Here is an 18427-nt window from a genome sequence, read left to right on the forward strand (position 1 = left end):
CTTGGTGGTTACGATGTGCCAGAAACCCTCTCTTATCAAATCACCCTAAACTGTCCCATTGGTGCTGACGTCAGACAGGCGACAGACCTACGTATGGAGGCGTTCACCAGAGGGGCGCAACATGCTTTGCCGACAATGGGGGAGTAACAATTGGCCTATGCGGCAAAGGCTTATGGGTTGAAGCTTCCACTCGGCGCAAAGGCATCGCTCAAGCACACTGGTGGACCGGTAGCAGTTCTCGGTTCAATCCGGATGAAGGTCAGAATCTTCCGTGACCATTTCGCTGTCATTTTTTTGAATTTTTGCAGCCTGTATCAATCGCTGGTTCTCTTGCCGCCAAGCTAAAGAGTGGATTTTCCGACCGTGGCAATTTCATAGGACGCATGCGCGGCAAGACAAGCTAATTAACAATTGGGGTTCTGAGCGGTCATCCAAGTCAATTGGCCGCTTTCTCAATTTACCAAGATTCATCTTGCGCCCGCAGAGAACTTCCGCTTGCCGCCCGACCGTGCCGGGTTTCTCAACGTTGATACCTATATTTTGCATTTGCGGAGAACGACAACTCTGTCCCGCGTCGCAGTAATTGATGCTGATCGCAGCGATTGGCTGTCTTGAGCCCTCACCGTGAATTCGATTTTCTCGCTGCGTGCGCTCGCGGCACGAAATTTTCTGCAGGAGCGTAAATTCTTATGCCGCTGCGCGGCGCGAAAACCAGCCATTGAGGCACGACGCAGCAAGGCTTCTATGATCAAGGACCTAGTCGCGGGACAAGGCGGCCACTCGCGAGAGCGCTGTCAATTGGTTCACACCGATCCCACCTGCCATCGGTCGAAAGAGCTGCAATGCCGCTAACGATGTAGCAAGTTGTCTGTAGGTGAAGTTTCAGGGTTCTGGTGGTCCTACGAAAGGCAGTTAAAGATTGGCTTCACATGCCATGGAGTTCAATTCTGTTTCCGTTCCAACCTGACGCAAAACTCTCTTGTTTAACTGACCTACCTCAAAATGCTGACACCGCGTCATAACTGATTTCATTGCTGACAAAAGCCGGTCTCAGGGGGAATTCGAAACCGCATTCAGTGGGTTCACTACATCCAGCCCGATTTGTGCCATCGCGTTGCTCAATTCGTCTTCAAGAATTGTCCACATGCGATTAAGCCCTTCCTCTCCGGAAGCGGCAATCGCAAACAATAGAATTCGCCCGACAAAAGCGAAATCCGCACCTGATCTCAACGCTTTCAGGATGTCCTCGCCTGATTGGAGCCCACTGTCATAAAACAAGGGTGTTTCCCGGCCTGTAGCCTGGCGAAGGTCCGGTAGACTAGAGATCGGAGTTGGGGAGCTTTCAAGTTGCCGCGCGCCATGATTAGAGACCTGGATTGCATCAACACCCAGGCCCTGCAGTTTGCGGGCATCCCCGGCATCCATCACGCCCTTGACAACGAGCGTGCCGGACCATTCCTCGCGCAACTTTTTCAACACGTCCCAGGTGGTTTTTGCCCGGCTTGCCGCCCGGTCAAACCCATAGCCCTGCATCTCGAAATTCGCCATCTTCGGCCTGCCCGAGAGCAGCATGGGGATCGACCATCGGGGATGACACATGAAGTCGACAAACTGCCGTGGCCCGATGCGAAAAGGGAACTTGAACCCGTGACGCATTTCGCCATGCCTGCGTCCAACTTCGGGCACGTCCACGGTGAGGACGAGGGTTTCGTACCCTGCCGAGCCTGCGCGTTTGGCAAGCTTGAAACCCTGACTTCCATCGCCGCTGAAGTAGAGCTGGAACCAGGCGTTGCCCTCGGCAACCTCGATGATCCGCTCCAGCGGGGTCGAAGCCACGGTCGAGACAACATGCGGGACACGCTTGCGCGCCGCCAGACGCGCCAGCATCAGGTCTGCGCCGGGTGCTGCAAGGTTGCACATGCCCATGGGGGCAATTCCGAACGGGCCGCCGGTTTCGCCGCCAAACACTGACGACGCAATGCGCCGACCGCTCACGTCCCTGAGGATGCGGGGCATCAGGGTGATCCGGTCGAAGGCTTCCCGGGTGCGATCAGCACCTGTCCCCCCCCCGGCGGTGCCATTGAAATAGTCGAAAACCATCCAGGGCAACCGTCGTTTGGCAATCCGGCGAGCATCTGCCGCCGAAAAAATCCGGCTCGCACGCATCAGCCGGCCACGGCCTTCATGAAACGGTCGCGGATCACCACCGGGTCCATGGTGATCACCGGCATCTTGGCATTGCCGCTGTCACATTTAACGACCAGCACCGTTGCCTCGCCGCTGTCGATCGCGGCTTGCAGGGCGGGTCCAGTATCAACGTCGCGAACCTCCAGCACCCTGTCACAGCCCGCGGCCTTGGCCATGGCAGCAAGATTCGTCTTCTTGCCGGTATAGGTGGGCTGATCACCGGTTGATCCATAGGACCCGTTGTCAATGATCATCAGGATGTAGTTCTTCGGGGCGTTGTTCCCGATGGTTGGCAGGGTTCCGAGGTTGGTGAGAACAGACCCATCGCCATCTATGACAATCACGGTTTTCGGCTGGGCCAATGCCAGCCCCAGCCCGATGGAAGAGGCAAGCCCCATCGTCCCAAACATGTAGAAATTCGTCGGTTGATCGTCGATGGCATGCAGTTCCTGGCTGGGAATGCCGATATTGCAGACGACAAGCTGGTCACGCAGGATCGGGGCGATGTCTTTCAGGATTTCGGAACGGATCATTGGTCGCCATAGCCTCCCCAGAAATTGGCATCGGTCAGGATCGCCACGGGCTTGTTGCACATGAAGGTGTATTTCAGGATGTTGTCGAACTCCTCGACATCCTTTTGCCAATGGAAGTGGTAGGTCGGGATGTTGAGCTGAGCGAGCAACGCTTTTGTGTGAACCGCCATTTCCACCTGGCAAGCCACCGGTTCACGCAGCTCTCCGCGATAGGAGATGATCATCGGCAGCGGCATCCGGTAATACTGGATCAGGGTCGCCAGCGTGTTGATGGTGACCCCGATGGCTGTGTTTTGCATGATGATGGCCGGGCGTTTTCCGCCCATCCAGGCCCCGGCGCACAGGCCCATGCCTTCGTCTTCCTTGTTCGAGGGGATATGGAAGATGTCGTCGCGCTGATCGATTTCCTCGATTACACCGGCAAGCTGCTTGCAGGGCACCGTGGTGACGAAGGAAATGTCGTTGGCAACAAGATCATCCGCGATCTTGCGGTCTATGTTCATGGTCGTGGGTCCAGTTTGATTAGAAAACTATGTATCGCGGTGCACGTGCACTGCACACGGAGCGTGGCGCACCACCTTGGCCGCGGTGGAGCCGATCAGGTAGTCACTGAGACCGGGTTTGTGGGACCCGATTACGATACAGTCGAAATCATGGGTCACTGCGTATTCGATGATCGCCCGGTAGGCGTCGCCGCGTGTCATCTCGGCATTGACCCCGCCCAACCCTGCGACCTTTTCCTCAAGGAGGGCACGGGCGGTTTCGAAACCCTTCCGAACGGTGTCTTCCCCGATATAGGTGCTGACCGATCCCCGTGGCACCTCGTAAACGTGCAACGCCGTGATCTGGCCATCCGTGGCGCAGAGCGCGTGGGCAATCTCCAATGTGTCCTTGGAAATACCATGGTCCAGCGCCATGGGAACAAGGATCTTTTTATACATGGTCGTCTCCTTTCCGGGCCCTTGTCAGGCCCATGGGTCGAGGATGATTTTCGGCGCGGCCACCTTGCCGGCCTGTAGGTCGGCAAAGGCGGCGGCCCCGGCTGCAAGGGCACGGGTTTCCGCCCAGTCGAGCGCGCCCAGGCGGCCATCAAAGATCGCTTGGGCGGTGTCGTGAAAATCCTGTGCGCTATAGGTGTAGGTCCCGATGAACGTGATTTCCTGCAGGGTCATGCGGCGAATGTCCAACCCGTCAGCATTGTCACCCAATCCCACATGCACGATCACGCCGCCGGGGTCGGCCACTTGCGAAGCCGTCGCGCGCGTGGCGGCATATCCCACCGCGTCGATCACCAGCGGCGCGGTTGTCTCGGCCAAGGCCACACAGGTCTGACCGCAAACCTCGGTCAGGTAGGCGCGGCGGCTGTCGTTGGGTTCAACCAGCGTGACGTCATCGACCCCCATGGCGGCAAGGCTCAGCGCGGCCGCCAGCCCGATCGCTCCGCCACCGATCACCAGCGCGCGCCGTTCCATCGCCGGATGCAAGGCCTCAAGCCCAAGGCGCACGGCGTGCCAGCTGACCGCCAGCGGTTCGGCCAGCGCGGCGGTGGCCAGCGGAACGTTATCGGGAACGGTCACCAGGTTGCTGTCCGGCATGGCGATGAACTGGGCGAACGCGCCTTCGCGCGGCGGCATCGAGATGATCTGACGGCTTTGACACAGGTTCTCGCGCCCCGCGCGGCAATAGGCGCAGTCACGGCAGGTCACCAGCGGATTGATCGTGACACGACGGCCTTCCTGGGGACCCGCCTCGATCACGCCCGCCGCCTCGTGACCCAGGATCAGCGGCGCCGGGCGGCGCTCATCGTGACCCAGATAGGCATGCATGTCCGATCCGCATAAACCAACGGCGTGCACCCGGATCAGATGTTCACCCGCGTCGGGGACTGGTCTTTGCATGTCCCGGATCGCCAGTTTCTCGACCCCTTCGTAAACCAGAGCTTTCATTTCGCGGTGAACCCCCCGTCAACCATCAGGACCTGCCCGGTGACATAGGCCGAGGCCTCGGAACACAGGAACAAGAGCGGCCCGTCGATGTCTTCCAGCCTGCCATTCCTACCAATGCAGGTCTGTGCCGCATTGCGCGCCGCCCGGTCTGGGTCATCAAACACGGCCTGTGTCAACTCGGTCGGGAAAAAACCGGGTCCGATGGCGTTGGCGGTAATCCCGTGCGGCGACCAGGCCTCGGCCATGGCGTGGGTCAGTTGTGTGATGCCGCCCTTGGAAGTGCCATAGGCGATACCACCGGGAAAGGCGCGTGTGCTTTGCAGCGAGGCGAAATTCACGATCCGCCCCCAGCTCTTTTCCTTCATAGGGCCAACCATGGCCTTGCTGAGGAAAAACGGCGCAGACAGGTTGAGAGCCAGTGTCTGGTCCCAGCCCTCGGGCGTGACGTCATCGGCGGGCTGGCGGGTGTTGACGCCCGCGGCGTGGATCACGATGTCAGGCGCACCGAACGGGGCCGAAATTGACTTGACCAACGCCGGCAGGTTGCCCCGATCCGCGATATCGGCGACCACGGCCGCCGCGCCTTCGCCGATCTCGTCACACAGGCTTGTCAGCTGGGCCTCGCGTCGGGCCACGGCAACGACACGCGCTCCGGCTCCGGCAAGGACCACCGCAGCGCGACGTCCAAGTCCCGAACTGGCTCCGGTGACAACAGCCACCCGGCCCGTGAGGTCAAACAGATCGCGCGGATCAGCCATTTGCGGTCAAATCAAATGTTTCATCGGGGAAGTACTTGGCCAACCTGACATCTGCCGCGCGTGCGTGGCCTTCCATGCCTTCAAGACGTGAAATCCGCGCCGTGGCTTCGGCGACCTGCTTCGACCCTTCTCGGGTTGCGCGCTGCCAGGTCACAATCTTCATGTACTTGTGCACGCTCAGACCTCCCGTATAGCTCGCCGCGCCCGACGTGGGTAGAACATGGTTGGTTCCGGCCGCCTTGTCTCCATAGGAAACCGTTGTCTCTTCGCCCAGGAACAGCGACCCGTAACAGCGCAAACGGTTTAGCCACCAATCCAGGTCGTCGGCCTGCACTGTCAGGTGTTCTGGCGCGTACTCGTCCGAGGTGGCGGCCATTTCTTCACGGTCCGTACAGACGATGACCTCGGCATAGTCGCGCCACGCCGCTTCGGCGTTTTCCCGGTTCAGCTCGGGAAGGTCGGCGATGAGGCCGGGAACGCGGGCCAGAACGTCCTCAGCCAGCGGGCGATGATCGGAGACAAGCCAGACCGGCGAGTTATAGCCGTGTTCCGCCTGGCTGACGAGGTCGGTCGCAACGATGTGCGGGTCGGCCCACTTGTCGGCCAGGATCAGGCTGTCGGTTGGTCCGGCAATCATGTCGATGCCGACACGGCCATAAAGCGACCGTTTCGCCTCGGCTACGAACTGGTTGCCCGGGCCGACGATGATGTTGGCTTTGGGTTGGCCGAACAGGCCAAAGGCCATCGAAGCAATGCCTTGAACCCCGCCAATGGCCATGATCTTGTCTGCGCCACATACGTGGGCGGCATAGACAATGGCCGGATAGAGACCGACACCCGGTTGGGGGGCGGAACAGACGGTGATGTGTTCGCACCCCGCAACCTTGGCCGTTGTCACCGTCATGATCGCGCTGGCGATATGGCGATACCGCCCGGCAGGAACATAGCAACCGGCGGCGGAGACAGGGATGGCTTTCTGGCCAGCGATCAGGCCGGGGTTGATCTCGTATTCGATGTCTTCGACCGTCGATTTCTGGACTTCTGCAAACCGACGCACATTGTCATGGGCAAAGAGGATGTCGTCCTTCAGTTTCTGCGGCACAAGAGCAGACGCAGCTTCGATCTCTTCCGCGGTCAACTGAACATTGCCGTCGTATTTGTCGAACTTGGCAGCATACTCCAGCGCAGCAGCCTCTCCGCCCGCTTCGATATCAGCAAGGATTTTCGAAACGGTCTCGGCTGTTTGTCCTGCATTCGACCTTGAGGTCAGTTTGGCCTTTTTCAGATAGTCTCGGGACATGGGATTACCCTGTAATATGGCGGAGACTAGGCTTCGCGCTGGTTGTGAAGGATTGAGGCATAGAAGGCCAAACCGATGAGCAGCATTCCGATGCCACCGGTGATCAACTCGTGAACGTGCACCAAGGATTGAACGAACATCACAATCGAAAGGGCAAAGATCGAATAGAACGCGCCGTGCTCGAGGTAACGAAATTCGGCAAGGGTTCCACGCTCGACCAGCATGATCGTCATCGAGCGGACATACATGGCGCCGATCCCCAGGCCGATGGCGATCAACAGGATGTTGGTGGTCAGGGCGAAGGCACCGATCACACCGTCAAACGAGAAACTTGCGTCCAGGACTTCCAGGTAGAGGAACGCCCCAAGGCCGCCCTTGGCGCCGATTTCCGCGGTCTTCCCCGCCACGTTGTCCAAGTAGGTGCCCAAGCCATCGACAAGGGTAAAGACCAACAAGCCCATGACCGCTGACATCAGGAATGCGGATTGCTCATGTTCGGGAATACCCCGGCAAATCACCACGACAATGACCAGAACCAGCGCGATCTCGAACCCCCGGATCGAGCCCCATTTACGCAGCCGGCACTCGAGCATTTCGATCCAGTCGATGGATTTATCCTCGTCAATGAAGAACTTCAGCGCCACCATCATCAGGAAGGTCCCGCCAAAGGCCGAAATGGGCCCATGGGCATGGCCGATGATCTCGGAATACTTGTCCGGGTCCGACAGCGCCAAATGCATCGCTGCAAAGGGATTGATCCAGGCAAAGATCGCCACGATCGCAAGTGGAAAGACAATCCGCATCCCGAACACTGCAATCAGGATCCCCCAGGTCAGGAACCGTTGTCGCCAGACCGGGGTCATGTCCTCAAGCTTGTTGGCGTTGACGATCGCGTTGTCGAAAGACAGCGCAATCTCGAGCGCGGCGAGAACGGTCCCAACCAGCAGGAATGAAATCACGCCTGACAAGGTTCCCTCGGTGGCCCAACCCAGCCACGCGGTCAGGCCCAGGCCAATAACCGTCGTGATCAATGGCCATTTTAGATAAGACAGAGAACTTCGTTGTGTCTTCATAGGTTAGTTTCCTGACATTGCCGCAGGTAGCCAGAGCACCAGCTGCGGGAAGATGAACAGCAGGATCAGGCCCAGAAGCTGGACCAGCATGAATTGCATCATGCCAAGGTAGATGTCCTTGAGATCCCAGTTTGGCACCACGCCTTTCAGGAAGTAGGCTGATAGTGCGACGGGTGGTGACAACCATGCCGTTTGCAGGTTCACCGCGACCAAAATGCCGAACCACACCATCAGGTCATAGCGCTCCAATCCGTAGATATCCAATGCCTCCACGGTCGGCAGCAGAATGGGCACGACGATCAGCACGATCGGCACCCATTCCAGCGGCCAACCCAAGAGGAAGATGAGCGCCATTACCAGGACCAGGATCAGGTAGGGCGGCATGTCCAGACCCAAGAGCAGCTCGGTCATCATTTTGGGCGTTCCTAGCGCACTGAACTGCGCGCCAAAGAAATTCGAAGCCGCCACCAGGAACATGATCAGAACCGTGATCTCCAGCGCCTTGATCAGGCTGTCGAAGAAACTGGGCATGGTGAACTTGCGATAGGCAATCGACAGAAGGATCGCGCCGAAAGCGCCCATCGCTGCCGCTTCGGCCGGTGTGGCCAGACCCAGAAGGATCGACCCCAGGGCAAAGGAAATCAGGATCGTGGGCGGCATCAATCCGGCAAAGAATTCGTCCCAAAGCTGCGAGAAGTAGAACCCGCTGTTGGCTTCGGTGCTATAGATGGCCCGGGCCAGGTAAGCCAGAAGCATCGTGAATGCGGCAAAGACAATGGACCAGACCGGCAGGCTGCCATCCGCGCCGATATTCGCGACAATCATGTAGAGGTGGAACAGGACGGCCAGCGGTAGGACGATGCGCAGGACATTGAGCTTGCGATAGGCCGCGTAGGCCAGCGCCAGGGTCGCGGCCAGCACAATGAGCCCGCCAAACGGGATCACCGCGCCAAATGTGCCGCCGAGACCAAGGCCGAAGACACGGCAAATGGTCAGAACACCAAGGCAGATCAGGACAACCTCGGCCCCATAGAAACGCGAGGTATCGGGCTGGTCCTCTTCCGCCAGGATCGGCCCCAGATCGGGATTTATCCAGCAGCGACCAAGTGTATAGATCAGGTAGAGCGACGCCAGAAGCGCGCCGGGAATGAACGCCCCGCGGAACAGATCCAGCGTGGACACCTCCAAAACCGGGCCCATCACGATCAACATGATCGACGGCGGGATCAGGATGCCCAGCGTGCCACCCGCGGTGATACAGCCCGCGGCCAACTGCACGTTATATCCCGACCGGCTCATCGTGGCACCGGCCATTATGCCCAGAAGTGTGACCGAGGCCCCGACGATCCCGGTCGCGGCGGCAAAGATTGTCGATACGATCAGCACGGCGATGAACAGCGCGCCGCGCACGCGGGCCATGATCATCTGGATCGAGGCAAACAGGCGCTCCATCAAACCGGCGGCTTCCATCACGATCCCCATCAACACGAACAGGGGTACCGCCATCAGCTGATCATTCAGCATGGTCGAGTTGGTGTTCAACGTCATCAACAGGGTGGTCAGCTTGAAGTTCGCGCCCCAGATGCCGAACACGAAGGCCAGGAAGATCAGGGTGAACGAGATTGGGAAACCGATGAAGATCACGAAGAGCATGGCAAGCAACATGATCAGACCGATCGTCGGCTTAGACAGACCCGGACGTGCTTTCATAATGTCGGTAAACCACTCCCCGCCGGGGACAAGCTCAGGGGTCCAGATCGCCAGAACCAGCCAAATGAGCCCGACAAGATAGATTGGCAGGAACCGCACGAACCAGCGTTCGCGTGCCTTGCCCATCTTGTGAAAGGCGCGGAAAATCTCGGGAATACCCTGTAGCATCAACAGGAAACCGCCGATCGGCATAGCAAGCCGCGCTGGCCACAACAGCGGACCCCAGGCGCTGTCGATCTGCATGGTTTCGCCGCGCGAAAAGGCCAGCCACCAGAACTCGGCCGAGACAATGGTGAAGAAGATCATCGAGGGCATGAAGAAAAATAAATAGAGCGTGGCATCCACCGTCGCCTGTGTCTTGTCCGACCAGTTGCGATAAAGGAAATCGGCGCGGATATGGACGCCGCGCATCAATCCATAACCCGCAGCCGCCATGAACAGCACACCGGCCAGCATGCGGCTGGTATCATAGACCCACAGCGTCGGACCCAACCCAAGGGAACGGGCCAGATCCTCGAACCCCGCGTTTTGCAGGATCGCGAAGGAATTGCGCGAAATCACCTCGAAGACGACAACCGCGATCAAGGGCACCATCAGCAACGAGATGAGCTGCCCCGCGCGGTAGTTGATGACATCAATGGCGCCTGTGATCGGGCGTTGCCACGCGGTCATGTCCTCTGGTGTTTCACCAGGGGCTTCGGCGCGTCGTTCGGCGATCAGCTCGTCGGCAATCTCGAGCTCTTCCGGGTTCACCTCGTCTGCGGTCATCCCCATTCTCCCTTGTCATCAATGCCCTTCTCGGGGGCTTCATTTTTGAAAAAGACGAGAATTGAAAACCCGCAGCCCTTTTCGAAAATGAAGCGCAGGGCCCGCTGGGGCCCTGCACCAAAGACTGATCTTATTTCAACGTGCTGGCATGGGCGCGGCCCAGCCCTGCGTTGGATGTCTGCGCACCGGCCCAGAACGGAACCGCGATGTCGGCGAAGTCCTTCTGTGACTGCCAGACCTCGGCGAAAAACTCGTTCTCGTCCGCGGCGGCCTGCAGCGCGTTCTTGGCGGCAGCCATATACTCGGTAAAGTAATCCGCCGGGGTGTCCTCGAGGATCACGCCGTGGTTGGTGGTCAGGTCATGCAGTGCCTTGCCGTTTTCGTAGATACGATAGGACAGGGATTTGCTGAGTGATGCATTTGCCGCCACTTCCAGCGCCTTTTTCTCAAGATCGGTCAGGCTGTCATAGAAATCGCCGTTAACATACATGTCGGCGTTCACGGTTACCTGGTGCAGACCTTGCAGGTAGTAGTGCTTGAGCACCTTCTGGAAGCCGAACACCGAGTCAGGCTTGGGGCAGCACCATTCGGCCGCGTCGATCGTGCCTTTTTCCAGTGCGGGCAGGATGTCACCGCCGCCCATGGCCACGGCCGGAACGCCGATATCGGCATAGGCTGCGCCAACCATGCCGGGAGGGGCGCGGAACCGCATCTGGCGGAAGTCATCCATGGATTTGATCGGCTTCGGGAACCAGCCCAGGGCCTCGGGGCCGACCGGTTGCAGCAGGAAGCCTTTGACGTTGACGCCCATTTCGTCCCACAGGCGGTCATAGAGTTCCTTGCCGCCGCCATACTGGAACCAGCTCAGGAAGGCGATGTTGTCGAGACCGACACCGGCACCGGCAACCGGTGCGCCAAAGAGGTTCGCGGCAACGTGCTTGCCGCCCCAGTAGTGGGTCCAGGCAAAGCCACCTTCGACAAGGCCCGCGTCAACTGCATCCAGGATGTCGCGCGGCCCGACGATGGCACCGGCCGGCAGGACCTCGATGGTCAGCGACCCGCCGGTCAGGGCGGCCACGTCCTTACCGAACTCATTCAGCATGTGGACTTCGTCTGCGGTGCTGGGCAGCACCGATTGGATGCGCAGTACCTTGTCGGCCATCGCGGCCGACGCCGTCAGCGCCAAAGCGGCAGCACCGGCCGCCAAGTGTTTTAGATTGAACATGATTGTTCCTCCCTAGTTGTATCGCCCTCACGGTTCATTTTCTTTGCTGCCAAAGGCGAAGGCAAAAACCTGGCAGTGTTGGGTTGTTGGCCGCTGGGACAGGCAAGTCCGCGCGGCATGAAATTGGGTAAGGTATTAAAAACGCTCATCTGTTCGCGTCTTCCAGTATGAGGGCGCTGGCCTTTTCACCGATCATGATGGCGGGGGCGTTGGTGTTGCCGCTGACGATCTGCGGCATGATTGATGCATCCGCCACGCGCAGGCCACGCACCCCCCTGACCCGCAACGCGGGGTCTAGAACGGCCATCGGGTCAGTGCCCATCTTGCAGGTGCCGGTCGGGTGATAAATCGTCACCGAAGTCCGGCGCGCCCAGTCCAGTGTTGCCTCGACATCGCAAAATGCCACCCCCGCACCCGGCGCGTGCTCTTCAGTAACATGCGATTTCAACGGCTCGGTCCGGGCGATTCTACGAGCGATCTGGATGCCTTTCACGATTGTCCTGCAATCGGTTTCGGTGGCTAGGTAGTTAGGATGGATTTCGGGGTGATCGTCCATTTTGGCCGAGGCCAGGGACAAATGCCCCGTGCTTTCGGGACGAAGCTGCAAGACCGACGCGGTAAAGGCCGAAAACTTGTGCGGACCATCGGCGGGCTTGTCGGCGCTCCATGGCTGAATGTGAAACTGGATGTCAGGGGTGGCCAGATGGTCTTCAGTTTTCAGAAACCCGGTGCCCAGACTTGCTGCCATGGTCATCGGACCGCGCTGGGTCAGGGCATATTGAAGGCCGATCATCGCCTGTTTGAAAATGTTGCTGGTCTCGGTGTTGATCGTGCTGAGATCGGTTTTGAAGACAGGGCGGGCCTGCAGATGATCCTGCAGGTTCTTGCCGACGCCCTTGAGGTCGACCTGCACGTCGATACCGTGCAATTTCAATTCATCCGCGTCGCCGATCCCCGACAGCATCAGTATTTGCGGAGACCCGATTGCGCCCGCGCTGAGGATAATCTCGCAGCGCGCCCTGAGGTCCTGCATCTGGCCCTTGTGGCGCGCCCGAACGCCGACAGCACGCCCGTCTTCGATCAGGACTTTCTCGGTCTGGATGTCGGTCAGAACATGCAGGTTCTCGCGGCTGCGGTACGGGGTCAGATATGCCGCCGCCGAAGAACAGCGCCGACCGCCCTTCATCGTCAGCTGGAAATGCCCGACGCCCTCTTGGTCGGCACCGTTATAGTCAGGATTGCGGCGATACCCGGCGGCAACAGCAGCCTCGACCCAGGTGTCGACGATTTCGCGTTTCAGGCGGGAATGCTGAACCGACAGCGGGCCGTTCTTGCCGCGCAGGCCGGTGTCGTCTTCGCCTTCCCAGCTTTCCGAGCGTTTGAAATGGGGCACCACGTCATCCCATCCCCAGCCGGTGCACCCCATCTGCGCCCAGCCATCGTAATCCTGCGGCTGACCCCGCACATAAAGAAGCCCGTTGATTGAGCTTGATCCACCTAAAACGCGGCCACGCGGCCAGGGGATCGAGCGCCCGGCGATGCCCGGGTCGGCCTCGGTCTTATAGCGCCAATCGCTGCGCGGGTTGTCCATCGTACGGAAATAGCCGACCGGAATATGAATCCACGGACTGCTGTCTTTCGGCCCCGCCTCCAGCAGCGCGACCGAGTACTTTCCGCTCTCGGAAAGACGGTTGGCAAGCGCACATCCGGCGGACCCTGCCCCAACTACGATGAAGTCAAACTCCACTTTTCCTCCAAAATATCAAAAAATGAGACTTTAGGTCTCGTTTTTCGTAAAAATGGACGCTACTATGATTCGTATCAAATAAACCAATCTTTTTTTGGGGCTCTCGAAATGGCGTCGTCTGACCGGATTCCGACAAACCTGAGAACGCTGCTCATTCTCGAGGTTCTGGGTCGCAGCGATCAGCCGATGACCGCCACCGAGATCAACGAACAGCTTGGCCTGCCCAAGCAAACCGTGCATCGTCTTTGCGTCACGCTGGAAGAAAACGGGTTCATCGCGCGGCTTGGACACTCGAAGCGATACCAGATTGCCAGGCGGCTGCGCGAACTGGGTGCAGGGCTATTGCACAATTCAAGAGATCACATCGCCAGACGGCAAATCCTGAAGGACCTGGCGACCAGCGTCGGGGAAACCGTCAACTTCGTTATCCCCGAAACTGACGGCATGCGATATCTGGACCGGGTCGAGACGGACTGGGCCTTTCGCATTCAGTTACCGATTGGAACCAACGTACCGTTTCACTGCACGGCAAGCGGCAAGTGTTTTCTTGCAAGCCTGCCACCGAAACAGAGGCATAACCTGGTTCAGAACCTGAACTTCGAACGCATGACCAGCCACACACATGTTTCGGCGGAGTCCCTTATGGAAGAGTTGGCCGGGGTTCGAAAACTGGGGTATTCTCTGGACCGCGAAGAGTTCCTTGACGGAATGATTGCCTTGGCGGTGCCAATGACGGACAAAAACGGGCGGTTCATCTCGGCAATCGCCATGCATGGCCCGACCCAACGATTGTCTATAGATCTTTTGGTTTCGCAAGTGGACTTGATTCAGGAAGCCGCCAAGCGGCTCAGTGAGGTGCTGTTTTCGGCTTGAAGGGTTGCGACACCCCAGCGACCTCCCGGGGGGCTGGTCTTTGAACCTCTGGTCAACGGATAAGGAAACAAAGCGCGCAGTTGCCATATCGAACAACGCCTTATCCAGACTAGTTCTCCTCGGGAGTCTAGACTCAGAAAAATGACTTGCTGACGTGGCGCTTGTAGACAATATCAGCCTCTTTCATTTGTAGTTGTCCATGTGATGTGCAGCGTCGGTCAGTTTGGGCTCGTATGCGCGTTGGAGCGCACGGATCTGAAGGCGTAGCCAGTTCCAATTCCCGCCTTTTTGATGATCCCGTTGATGTGCAAGGATGCGGACAAATTCGGGGATGATCTTCTTCGTTAGATAGGGGAAATCCGGCTCGTCCTTTAGCCGCAAAATACATTCGATGCCCCGGATTCGCCCCCCGGGAACATCGGATAATCGTCAGGCTCTGAGCGCGACCTAACTCTCCGGTGCGCGGTATGCCTTGTGGCAAGCCCCGCAGGCACCGCCCAGTCGGCCCATCGCGCCACCAATGGCTTGCGCTCCATCACCTGCCACAGCCTTCATGGCCTCGCTCGCGGCAAACAGCTCTTTCGACTTTTCGCCGGCATCCGGGAAGTTTTGCCAAAGAGTAGGAAGTGCGCGGGTGCCTTCAACGGCGGAGTTGTCCGAACCTGGCGCCTAAGCCTGTGGTTGGTGAATCGACGCGATATGCACGATGTTGGAAGCTGCCAGATTTGCCGCATCGGCATCATATTCGGCTTCACCCTTTGCCATTGCACCGAGAATGCCGAGGTTAAAGGCGTAAAGCTGCATTTGTGCCTGACGTGCTTTTACCACCGGTTCTTGCGGATTTCTCGCCATGTTTCAGAAGGAAATTGCCGAGGCGGTGTCGATCCCGGTCTTCGTCTCTTCGCTGTTGCAGGTGCCCTTGGCCCATCAGATGACTCGGGCGCCTGTGGGGGTGCTTACCGCTTCGGCGCCGTCACTGACTGAAAAGCATATTGCCGGTGCGGGTTGCGAGGGCATCCCCATCGCGGTGCAAGGGCTGGAGGAAACCGAGGAGTTTGCAGCCGTGATCCTGCGCAACGAGCGCGTGGGGATGGACTTGGGCAAGGTTGAGCAAGAGGTGCTGGCCGCGGGCCGCGCGCTGATTGAAAAAGCGCCGAATATTGGCGCGGTTGTACTGGAATGTACTGACCTGCCCCCCTACGCGCACCAGCTTCAGGCAGCTCTCGACCGACCAGTGTTTGATCTCACCACCCATGCAAAATTGATGCACGATGTTGTTTCGCGACAGGTGTATTCGGGCATAGTGTAGACGAGACGAATGGGCATTTGGAGTACAGTGTGCGCCTACGGCGCAAACGTGTGTTGAGATTTATTGTCGAAGCATTCACGGTTTGACGCCGGAAAAACAGTTCAAATACCAACGCGAACATTCTCTCGGTTCTCCCGAAATGGCCGGTCTGGGCCGGAAATGTCTGGAGTGCCTCGAGAAGTGGTGCCGGTGATAGGACTCGAACCTACGACCCCATCATTACGAATGACGTGCTCTACCAGCTGAGCTACACCGGCGCCTGGCGCTCCATTTGCCGCGAAGTTGGAGGATTTGCAAGTCAATCTGTCGGCAAAGCAGAAATTGACGGCGAAGCAGTGGGGCCGAGTTTGATCTCAAGTGTGGCAACGGCGGCTCATTTCAGGATGAAACCGCCGGGCCGCTGATGTTCCGGGGGGCGATGGAAACAGTTTTTACCACCGCATAGCAGGGTACACCGGGCGCCAGTTCCAGGGCTGCGGCGGAGCGGCGGGTGATCCGGGCCAGAACCCGACCGGCGGGTGTATCAAGCGAGACGATGGCGCCGGGGCCTGATCCGGGACGCACGGCGTTGATGGTCCCCATCAGCGTGTTGAGTGCCGAGAGGCCTTCGGGCTTACGCCGGGCAAGAATCACATCATGAGCGGCGATTCGGATGCGCACGGTGTCGCCCGGAGCCTGGGGAATGCGGGGCAGGAAAAGGGGCGTGCCCCCGGCGTCAAGCTCGGTCAAACCGTCGTCGTGGTGGACCGCTACGCTTGCGGTCAGGAAGGCGCCGATGCTGCGCACACCAGCCGGTGAGATTTCCGGATCGCCCAGAACCTCGGCGGCGCTGCCTTGGTGGGTTGTGTGGCCGTCGTCCAGAACGACGATTGTGGTGGCGAGGCGGGCGACTTCGGTGGCCGAATGGCTGACATATAGGATCGGGATTTCGACTTCGTCGCGTAGGCGTTCGAAGTAGGGAAGGATTTCGGCCTTGCGGGGTTCGTCCAGCGCCGCCAGCGGTTCGTCGGCAAGGATCATGCGCGGTGCGGCGAGAAGGGCGCGGCCAATCGCGACGCGTTGCTTTTCTCCACCAGAGAGTTGCGCCGGACGCCGGGAAAGAAGCGAACCGACGCCCAGCATCTCGATCACCTTGTCGAGGGATTCGCGGGGCGCGGACTTGGGGGCGAACCAGCGGCCATAACTCAGGTTCTGGCGCACGGTGAGGTGGGGAAACAAGCGGCCTTCTTGAAAGATATAGCCGAGGCGACGTCTATGTGGTGGCAGGTTGATGCCCTGGCTGCTGTCGAACAGCACATGCTCGCCCACGGCGATGCGGCCCGATTGCGGGGTCAGAAGCCCCGAGACCGCGTTGATTAGAGTGGTCTTGCCCGAACCGGACCGCCCAAAAAGAACGGTCAGGCCAGGGGGGGCGGTAAAGCCTGCATTGAGGGTGAAATTCTCCATGCTATGGGCGATGGAAACCGAAAGCGTCATGTGCCCGCCACCCGTTTCGCGATGCGTTGTGCGATCATTTCGGACAGCAAAAGCGCCGACATGGCGATGATGACCGAGACGATGACCAGGCGCATGGCCGAATCTTCGCCGCCGGGGACCTGCAGGAAAGCATAGACCGCCGACGGCAGGGTCTGAGTCTGGCCCGGGATGTTGGAAACGAAGGTGATGGTAGCGCCGAATTCCCCCATGGCCTTGGCAAAGGCGAGGATCGCACCGGCAAGGATGCCGGGCAGGATCATCGGCAGGGTGATGGTGAGAAAGACCCAGAGGCGTGACGCACCCAGTGTGGCGGCGGCCTGCTCAAGCTTGGGATCAACAGCCTCAATCGACAGGCGCATGGCGCGCACCATCAGCGGGAAGGCCATGACGGCGGCGGCAAGGGCGGCACCGGTCCAGCGGAAGGCGAAGGTGATGCCGATGGTTTGCAACGCACCGCCGATGGGGCCTTGAGTGCCGAAAGTCAGCAGGAGAAGGTAGCCCGTGACCACTGGGGGCAGGATCAGGGGCAGGTGGACGATACCGTTGAGGATCTGTTTGCCGGGGAATTCCCACCGGGCCAGAGCATGGGCGGTGAGAAGGCCAAAGGGTAGAGAAAGCGCAACGGCCCAGAAGGCGACCTTGAGCGAGAGGGCGACCGCCTGCCACTCTTCGGGGCCAAGCCAACTCATTGCGGCACCTCGAAGCCATGGGCGGTAAAGATGGAAAGGGACGCGGGGCTGGTGAGATGGGTCAGGAGTGCTGTTGCGGCCTCGCTGTCACGGCCTGCCATGATGGCGACGGGATAGAGGATCGGCGGGTGGCTTTCGGCAGGAAAAGTGGCGGCGATGCTGACCTGTGGCTGGGCGGCGGCATCGGTGGCGTAGGTGATGCCGAAGGGGGCCTCGCCCAGAGCCACCAGATGCAGCGCGGCGCGGACGTTGTCGGTTTGCGCGACATGCGGAGCGATGGCCTGCCAGAGGCCGAAATGCTCCAGCGCGGCCTTGCCGTAGATGCCCGCGGGGACCGCCTCAACGAGCGCCATGGCGAGACGACCGCCATTCAGAAGTGCGGGCAGGTCGAGACCGGTGGAGAGGGTGAGTGGTTCGGTGTTCGCACCGTGCGCTATCAGCACCAGGCGGTTGGCCACCAGGTTGCGGCGGGTGCCCTGGGCAACTTGGCCATTGGTTTCGAGGTGGTCCATCCAGTCGGGATTGGCGGAGATGAAGATGTCGGCGGGCGCGCCCATCTCGATTTGCCGTGCCAGAGCCGAGGACCCGGCCAGTGACAGGGTGACGCGATGACCGGTCTGGGTGGTAAACTCGGCCGCGACCTCGTCTAATGCCGTTTTCAGGCTGGCGGCGGCGAAGACGGTGATGTTGTCGGCTTGCGCCATGCTGGCCACGCCCATCACCGCCAGCGCCGCGCAGCGACGGAGGGAGTGAAGGAGGGTCATGGATCGGTTGGGCATCATCGGCTCGGGTGCTGGTGTATGGCGATAATCGAACGCCGGTCGGAGACACGC

16 protein-coding genes, 1 tRNA gene and 1 pseudogene are annotated in these 18427 nt (G+C 59.5%); 2 read left to right on the plus strand and 16 right to left on the minus strand.

From position 1 onward, the window contains the following. Nucleotides 1–1050: 1050 nt before the first annotated feature. The 11 genes from RXV86_RS17635 to RXV86_RS17685 form a co-directional block, all read right to left on the minus strand. Complete coding sequence (locus RXV86_RS17635; protein ID WP_316301594.1) at nt 1051–2166, minus strand: alpha-hydroxy acid oxidase; 1116 nt, start codon at nt 2164–2166, stop codon at nt 1051–1053. After that, nucleotides 2166–2720, minus strand: a complete 555-nt coding sequence (comE, locus tag RXV86_RS17640; RefSeq protein WP_316301595.1) for a sulfopyruvate decarboxylase subunit beta — start codon at nt 2718–2720, stop codon at nt 2166–2168. The genes RXV86_RS17635 and comE overlap by 1 nt, the downstream gene beginning before the upstream one ends. After that, nucleotides 2717–3223: a sulfopyruvate decarboxylase subunit alpha gene (comD, locus tag RXV86_RS17645; RefSeq protein ID WP_316301596.1), complete on the minus strand. Its 507-nt coding sequence runs from the start codon at nt 3221–3223 to the stop codon at nt 2717–2719. The genes comE and comD overlap by 4 nt, the downstream gene beginning before the upstream one ends. A 27-nt stretch (nt 3224–3250) precedes the next feature. Beyond that, complete coding sequence (locus RXV86_RS17650) at nt 3251–3661, minus strand: universal stress protein (RefSeq protein WP_316301597.1); 411 nt, start codon at nt 3659–3661, stop codon at nt 3251–3253. A 24-nt stretch (nt 3662–3685) separates the two neighbouring features. Beyond that, nucleotides 3686–4666 carry an alcohol dehydrogenase catalytic domain-containing protein gene (locus RXV86_RS17655; protein WP_316301598.1) on the minus strand — a complete coding sequence of 327 codons (981 nt, stop codon included), beginning with the start codon at nt 4664–4666 and terminating at the stop codon, nt 3686–3688. After that, nucleotides 4663–5424, minus strand: coding sequence for an SDR family oxidoreductase (locus RXV86_RS17660; protein ID WP_316301599.1), 762 nt, complete (start codon nt 5422–5424; stop codon nt 4663–4665). The genes RXV86_RS17655 and RXV86_RS17660 overlap by 4 nt, the downstream gene beginning before the upstream one ends. Then, nucleotides 5417–6724, minus strand: a complete 1308-nt coding sequence (hisD, locus tag RXV86_RS17665) for a histidinol dehydrogenase (protein WP_316301600.1) — start codon at nt 6722–6724, stop codon at nt 5417–5419. Before hisD ends, RXV86_RS17660 begins: the two co-directional genes overlap by 8 nt. A 26-nt stretch (nt 6725–6750) precedes the next feature. Continuing rightward, on the minus strand, nt 6751–7797 hold the full coding sequence (locus tag RXV86_RS17670) for a DUF475 domain-containing protein (RefSeq protein ID WP_316301601.1): 1047 nt from the start codon (nt 7795–7797) through the stop codon (nt 6751–6753). A 3-nt stretch (nt 7798–7800) separates the two neighbouring features. Next, nucleotides 7801–10275: a TRAP transporter large permease subunit gene (locus RXV86_RS17675; RefSeq protein ID WP_316301602.1), complete on the minus strand. Its 2475-nt coding sequence runs from the start codon at nt 10273–10275 to the stop codon at nt 7801–7803. A gap of 130 nt (nt 10276–10405) precedes the next feature. Then, nucleotides 10406–11500, minus strand: coding sequence for a TRAP transporter substrate-binding protein (locus RXV86_RS17680; protein ID WP_316301603.1), 1095 nt, complete (start codon nt 11498–11500; stop codon nt 10406–10408). A gap of 145 nt (nt 11501–11645) precedes the next feature. Next, on the minus strand, nt 11646–13247 hold the full coding sequence (locus tag RXV86_RS17685; protein WP_316301604.1) for a GMC family oxidoreductase N-terminal domain-containing protein: 1602 nt from the start codon (nt 13245–13247) through the stop codon (nt 11646–11648). A gap of 108 nt (nt 13248–13355) precedes the next feature. Here RXV86_RS17685 and RXV86_RS17690 point away from each other — a divergent pair, with 108 nt between their 5' ends. Continuing rightward, nucleotides 13356–14120 (plus strand): IclR family transcriptional regulator, encoded by a 765-nt coding sequence (locus tag RXV86_RS17690; protein WP_316301605.1) that lies wholly within the window; start codon nt 13356–13358, stop codon nt 14118–14120. Nucleotides 14121–14567: 447 nt separating this feature from the next. On the opposite strand, the pseudogene RXV86_RS17695 reads toward RXV86_RS17690, so the two are convergent. Next, nucleotides 14568–14972 (minus strand): annotated as a pseudogene (locus RXV86_RS17695) (cytochrome c). Between RXV86_RS17695 and RXV86_RS17700 the strand changes: the two are divergent. After that, on the plus strand, nt 14971–15429 hold the full coding sequence (locus tag RXV86_RS17700) for an aspartate/glutamate racemase family protein (RefSeq protein ID WP_316301606.1): 459 nt from the start codon (nt 14971–14973) through the stop codon (nt 15427–15429). The pseudogene RXV86_RS17695 and the gene RXV86_RS17700 overlap by 2 nt on opposite strands. A gap of 181 nt (nt 15430–15610) precedes the next feature. On the opposite strand, the gene RXV86_RS17705 is transcribed toward RXV86_RS17700, so the two are convergent. The 4 genes from RXV86_RS17705 to modA form a co-directional block, all read right to left on the minus strand. Next, nucleotides 15611–15686: transfer RNA gene (locus RXV86_RS17705), tRNA-Thr, on the minus strand. A 121-nt stretch (nt 15687–15807) separates the two neighbouring features. Then, nucleotides 15808–16905 carry a molybdenum ABC transporter ATP-binding protein gene (gene modC / locus RXV86_RS17710; RefSeq protein ID WP_316301607.1) on the minus strand — a complete coding sequence of 366 codons (1098 nt, stop codon included), beginning with the start codon at nt 16903–16905 and terminating at the stop codon, nt 15808–15810. Then, nucleotides 16902–17594, minus strand: a complete 693-nt coding sequence (gene modB, locus RXV86_RS17715; RefSeq protein WP_316301608.1) for a molybdate ABC transporter permease subunit — start codon at nt 17592–17594, stop codon at nt 16902–16904. The genes modC and modB overlap by 4 nt, the downstream gene beginning before the upstream one ends. Then, nucleotides 17591–18358, minus strand: coding sequence for a molybdate ABC transporter substrate-binding protein (gene modA / locus RXV86_RS17720; RefSeq protein WP_316301609.1), 768 nt, complete (start codon nt 18356–18358; stop codon nt 17591–17593). Before modA ends, modB begins: the two co-directional genes overlap by 4 nt. Nucleotides 18359–18427 lie beyond the last annotated feature (69 nt).

The sequence above is a fragment of the Aliisedimentitalea sp. MJ-SS2 genome, from assembly GCF_032586155.1.
GTDB lineage: Bacteria > Pseudomonadota > Alphaproteobacteria > Rhodobacterales > Rhodobacteraceae > JAWHTC01.

Bases quoted from the DNA above. Each gene is read 5' to 3' on its own strand.
- hisD (WP_316301600.1), bottom strand. From the start codon at position 6,724: ATGTCCCGAGACTATCTGAAAAAGGCCAAACTGACCTCAAGGTCGAAT.
- RXV86_RS17700 (WP_316301606.1), top strand. From the start codon at position 14,971: ATGTTTCAGAAGGAAATTGCCGAGGCGGTGTCGATCCCGGTCTTCGTC.
- modC (WP_316301607.1), bottom strand. From the start codon at position 16,905: ATGACGCTTTCGGTTTCCATCGCCCATAGCATGGAGAATTTCACCCTC.
- comE (WP_316301595.1), bottom strand. From the start codon at position 2,720: ATGATCCGTTCCGAAATCCTGAAAGACATCGCCCCGATCCTGCGTGAC.
- RXV86_RS17650 (WP_316301597.1), bottom strand. From the start codon at position 3,661: ATGTATAAAAAGATCCTTGTTCCCATGGCGCTGGACCATGGTATTTCC.
- RXV86_RS17675 (WP_316301602.1), bottom strand. From the start codon at position 10,275: ATGACCGCAGACGAGGTGAACCCGGAAGAGCTCGAGATTGCCGACGAG.
- RXV86_RS17660 (WP_316301599.1), bottom strand. From the start codon at position 5,424: ATGGCTGATCCGCGCGATCTGTTTGACCTCACGGGCCGGGTGGCTGTT.
- modB (WP_316301608.1), bottom strand. From the start codon at position 17,594: ATGAGTTGGCTTGGCCCCGAAGAGTGGCAGGCGGTCGCCCTCTCGCTC.
- RXV86_RS17680 (WP_316301603.1), bottom strand. From the start codon at position 11,500: ATGTTCAATCTAAAACACTTGGCGGCCGGTGCTGCCGCTTTGGCGCTG.
- modA (WP_316301609.1), bottom strand. From the start codon at position 18,358: ATGACCCTCCTTCACTCCCTCCGTCGCTGCGCGGCGCTGGCGGTGATG.
- RXV86_RS17670 (WP_316301601.1), bottom strand. From the start codon at position 7,797: ATGAAGACACAACGAAGTTCTCTGTCTTATCTAAAATGGCCATTGATC.
- RXV86_RS17690 (WP_316301605.1), top strand. From the start codon at position 13,356: ATGGCGTCGTCTGACCGGATTCCGACAAACCTGAGAACGCTGCTCATT.
- comD (WP_316301596.1), bottom strand. From the start codon at position 3,223: ATGAACATAGACCGCAAGATCGCGGATGATCTTGTTGCCAACGACATT.
- RXV86_RS17635 (WP_316301594.1), bottom strand. From the start codon at position 2,166: ATGCGTGCGAGCCGGATTTTTTCGGCGGCAGATGCTCGCCGGATTGCC.
- RXV86_RS17655 (WP_316301598.1), bottom strand. From the start codon at position 4,666: ATGAAAGCTCTGGTTTACGAAGGGGTCGAGAAACTGGCGATCCGGGAC.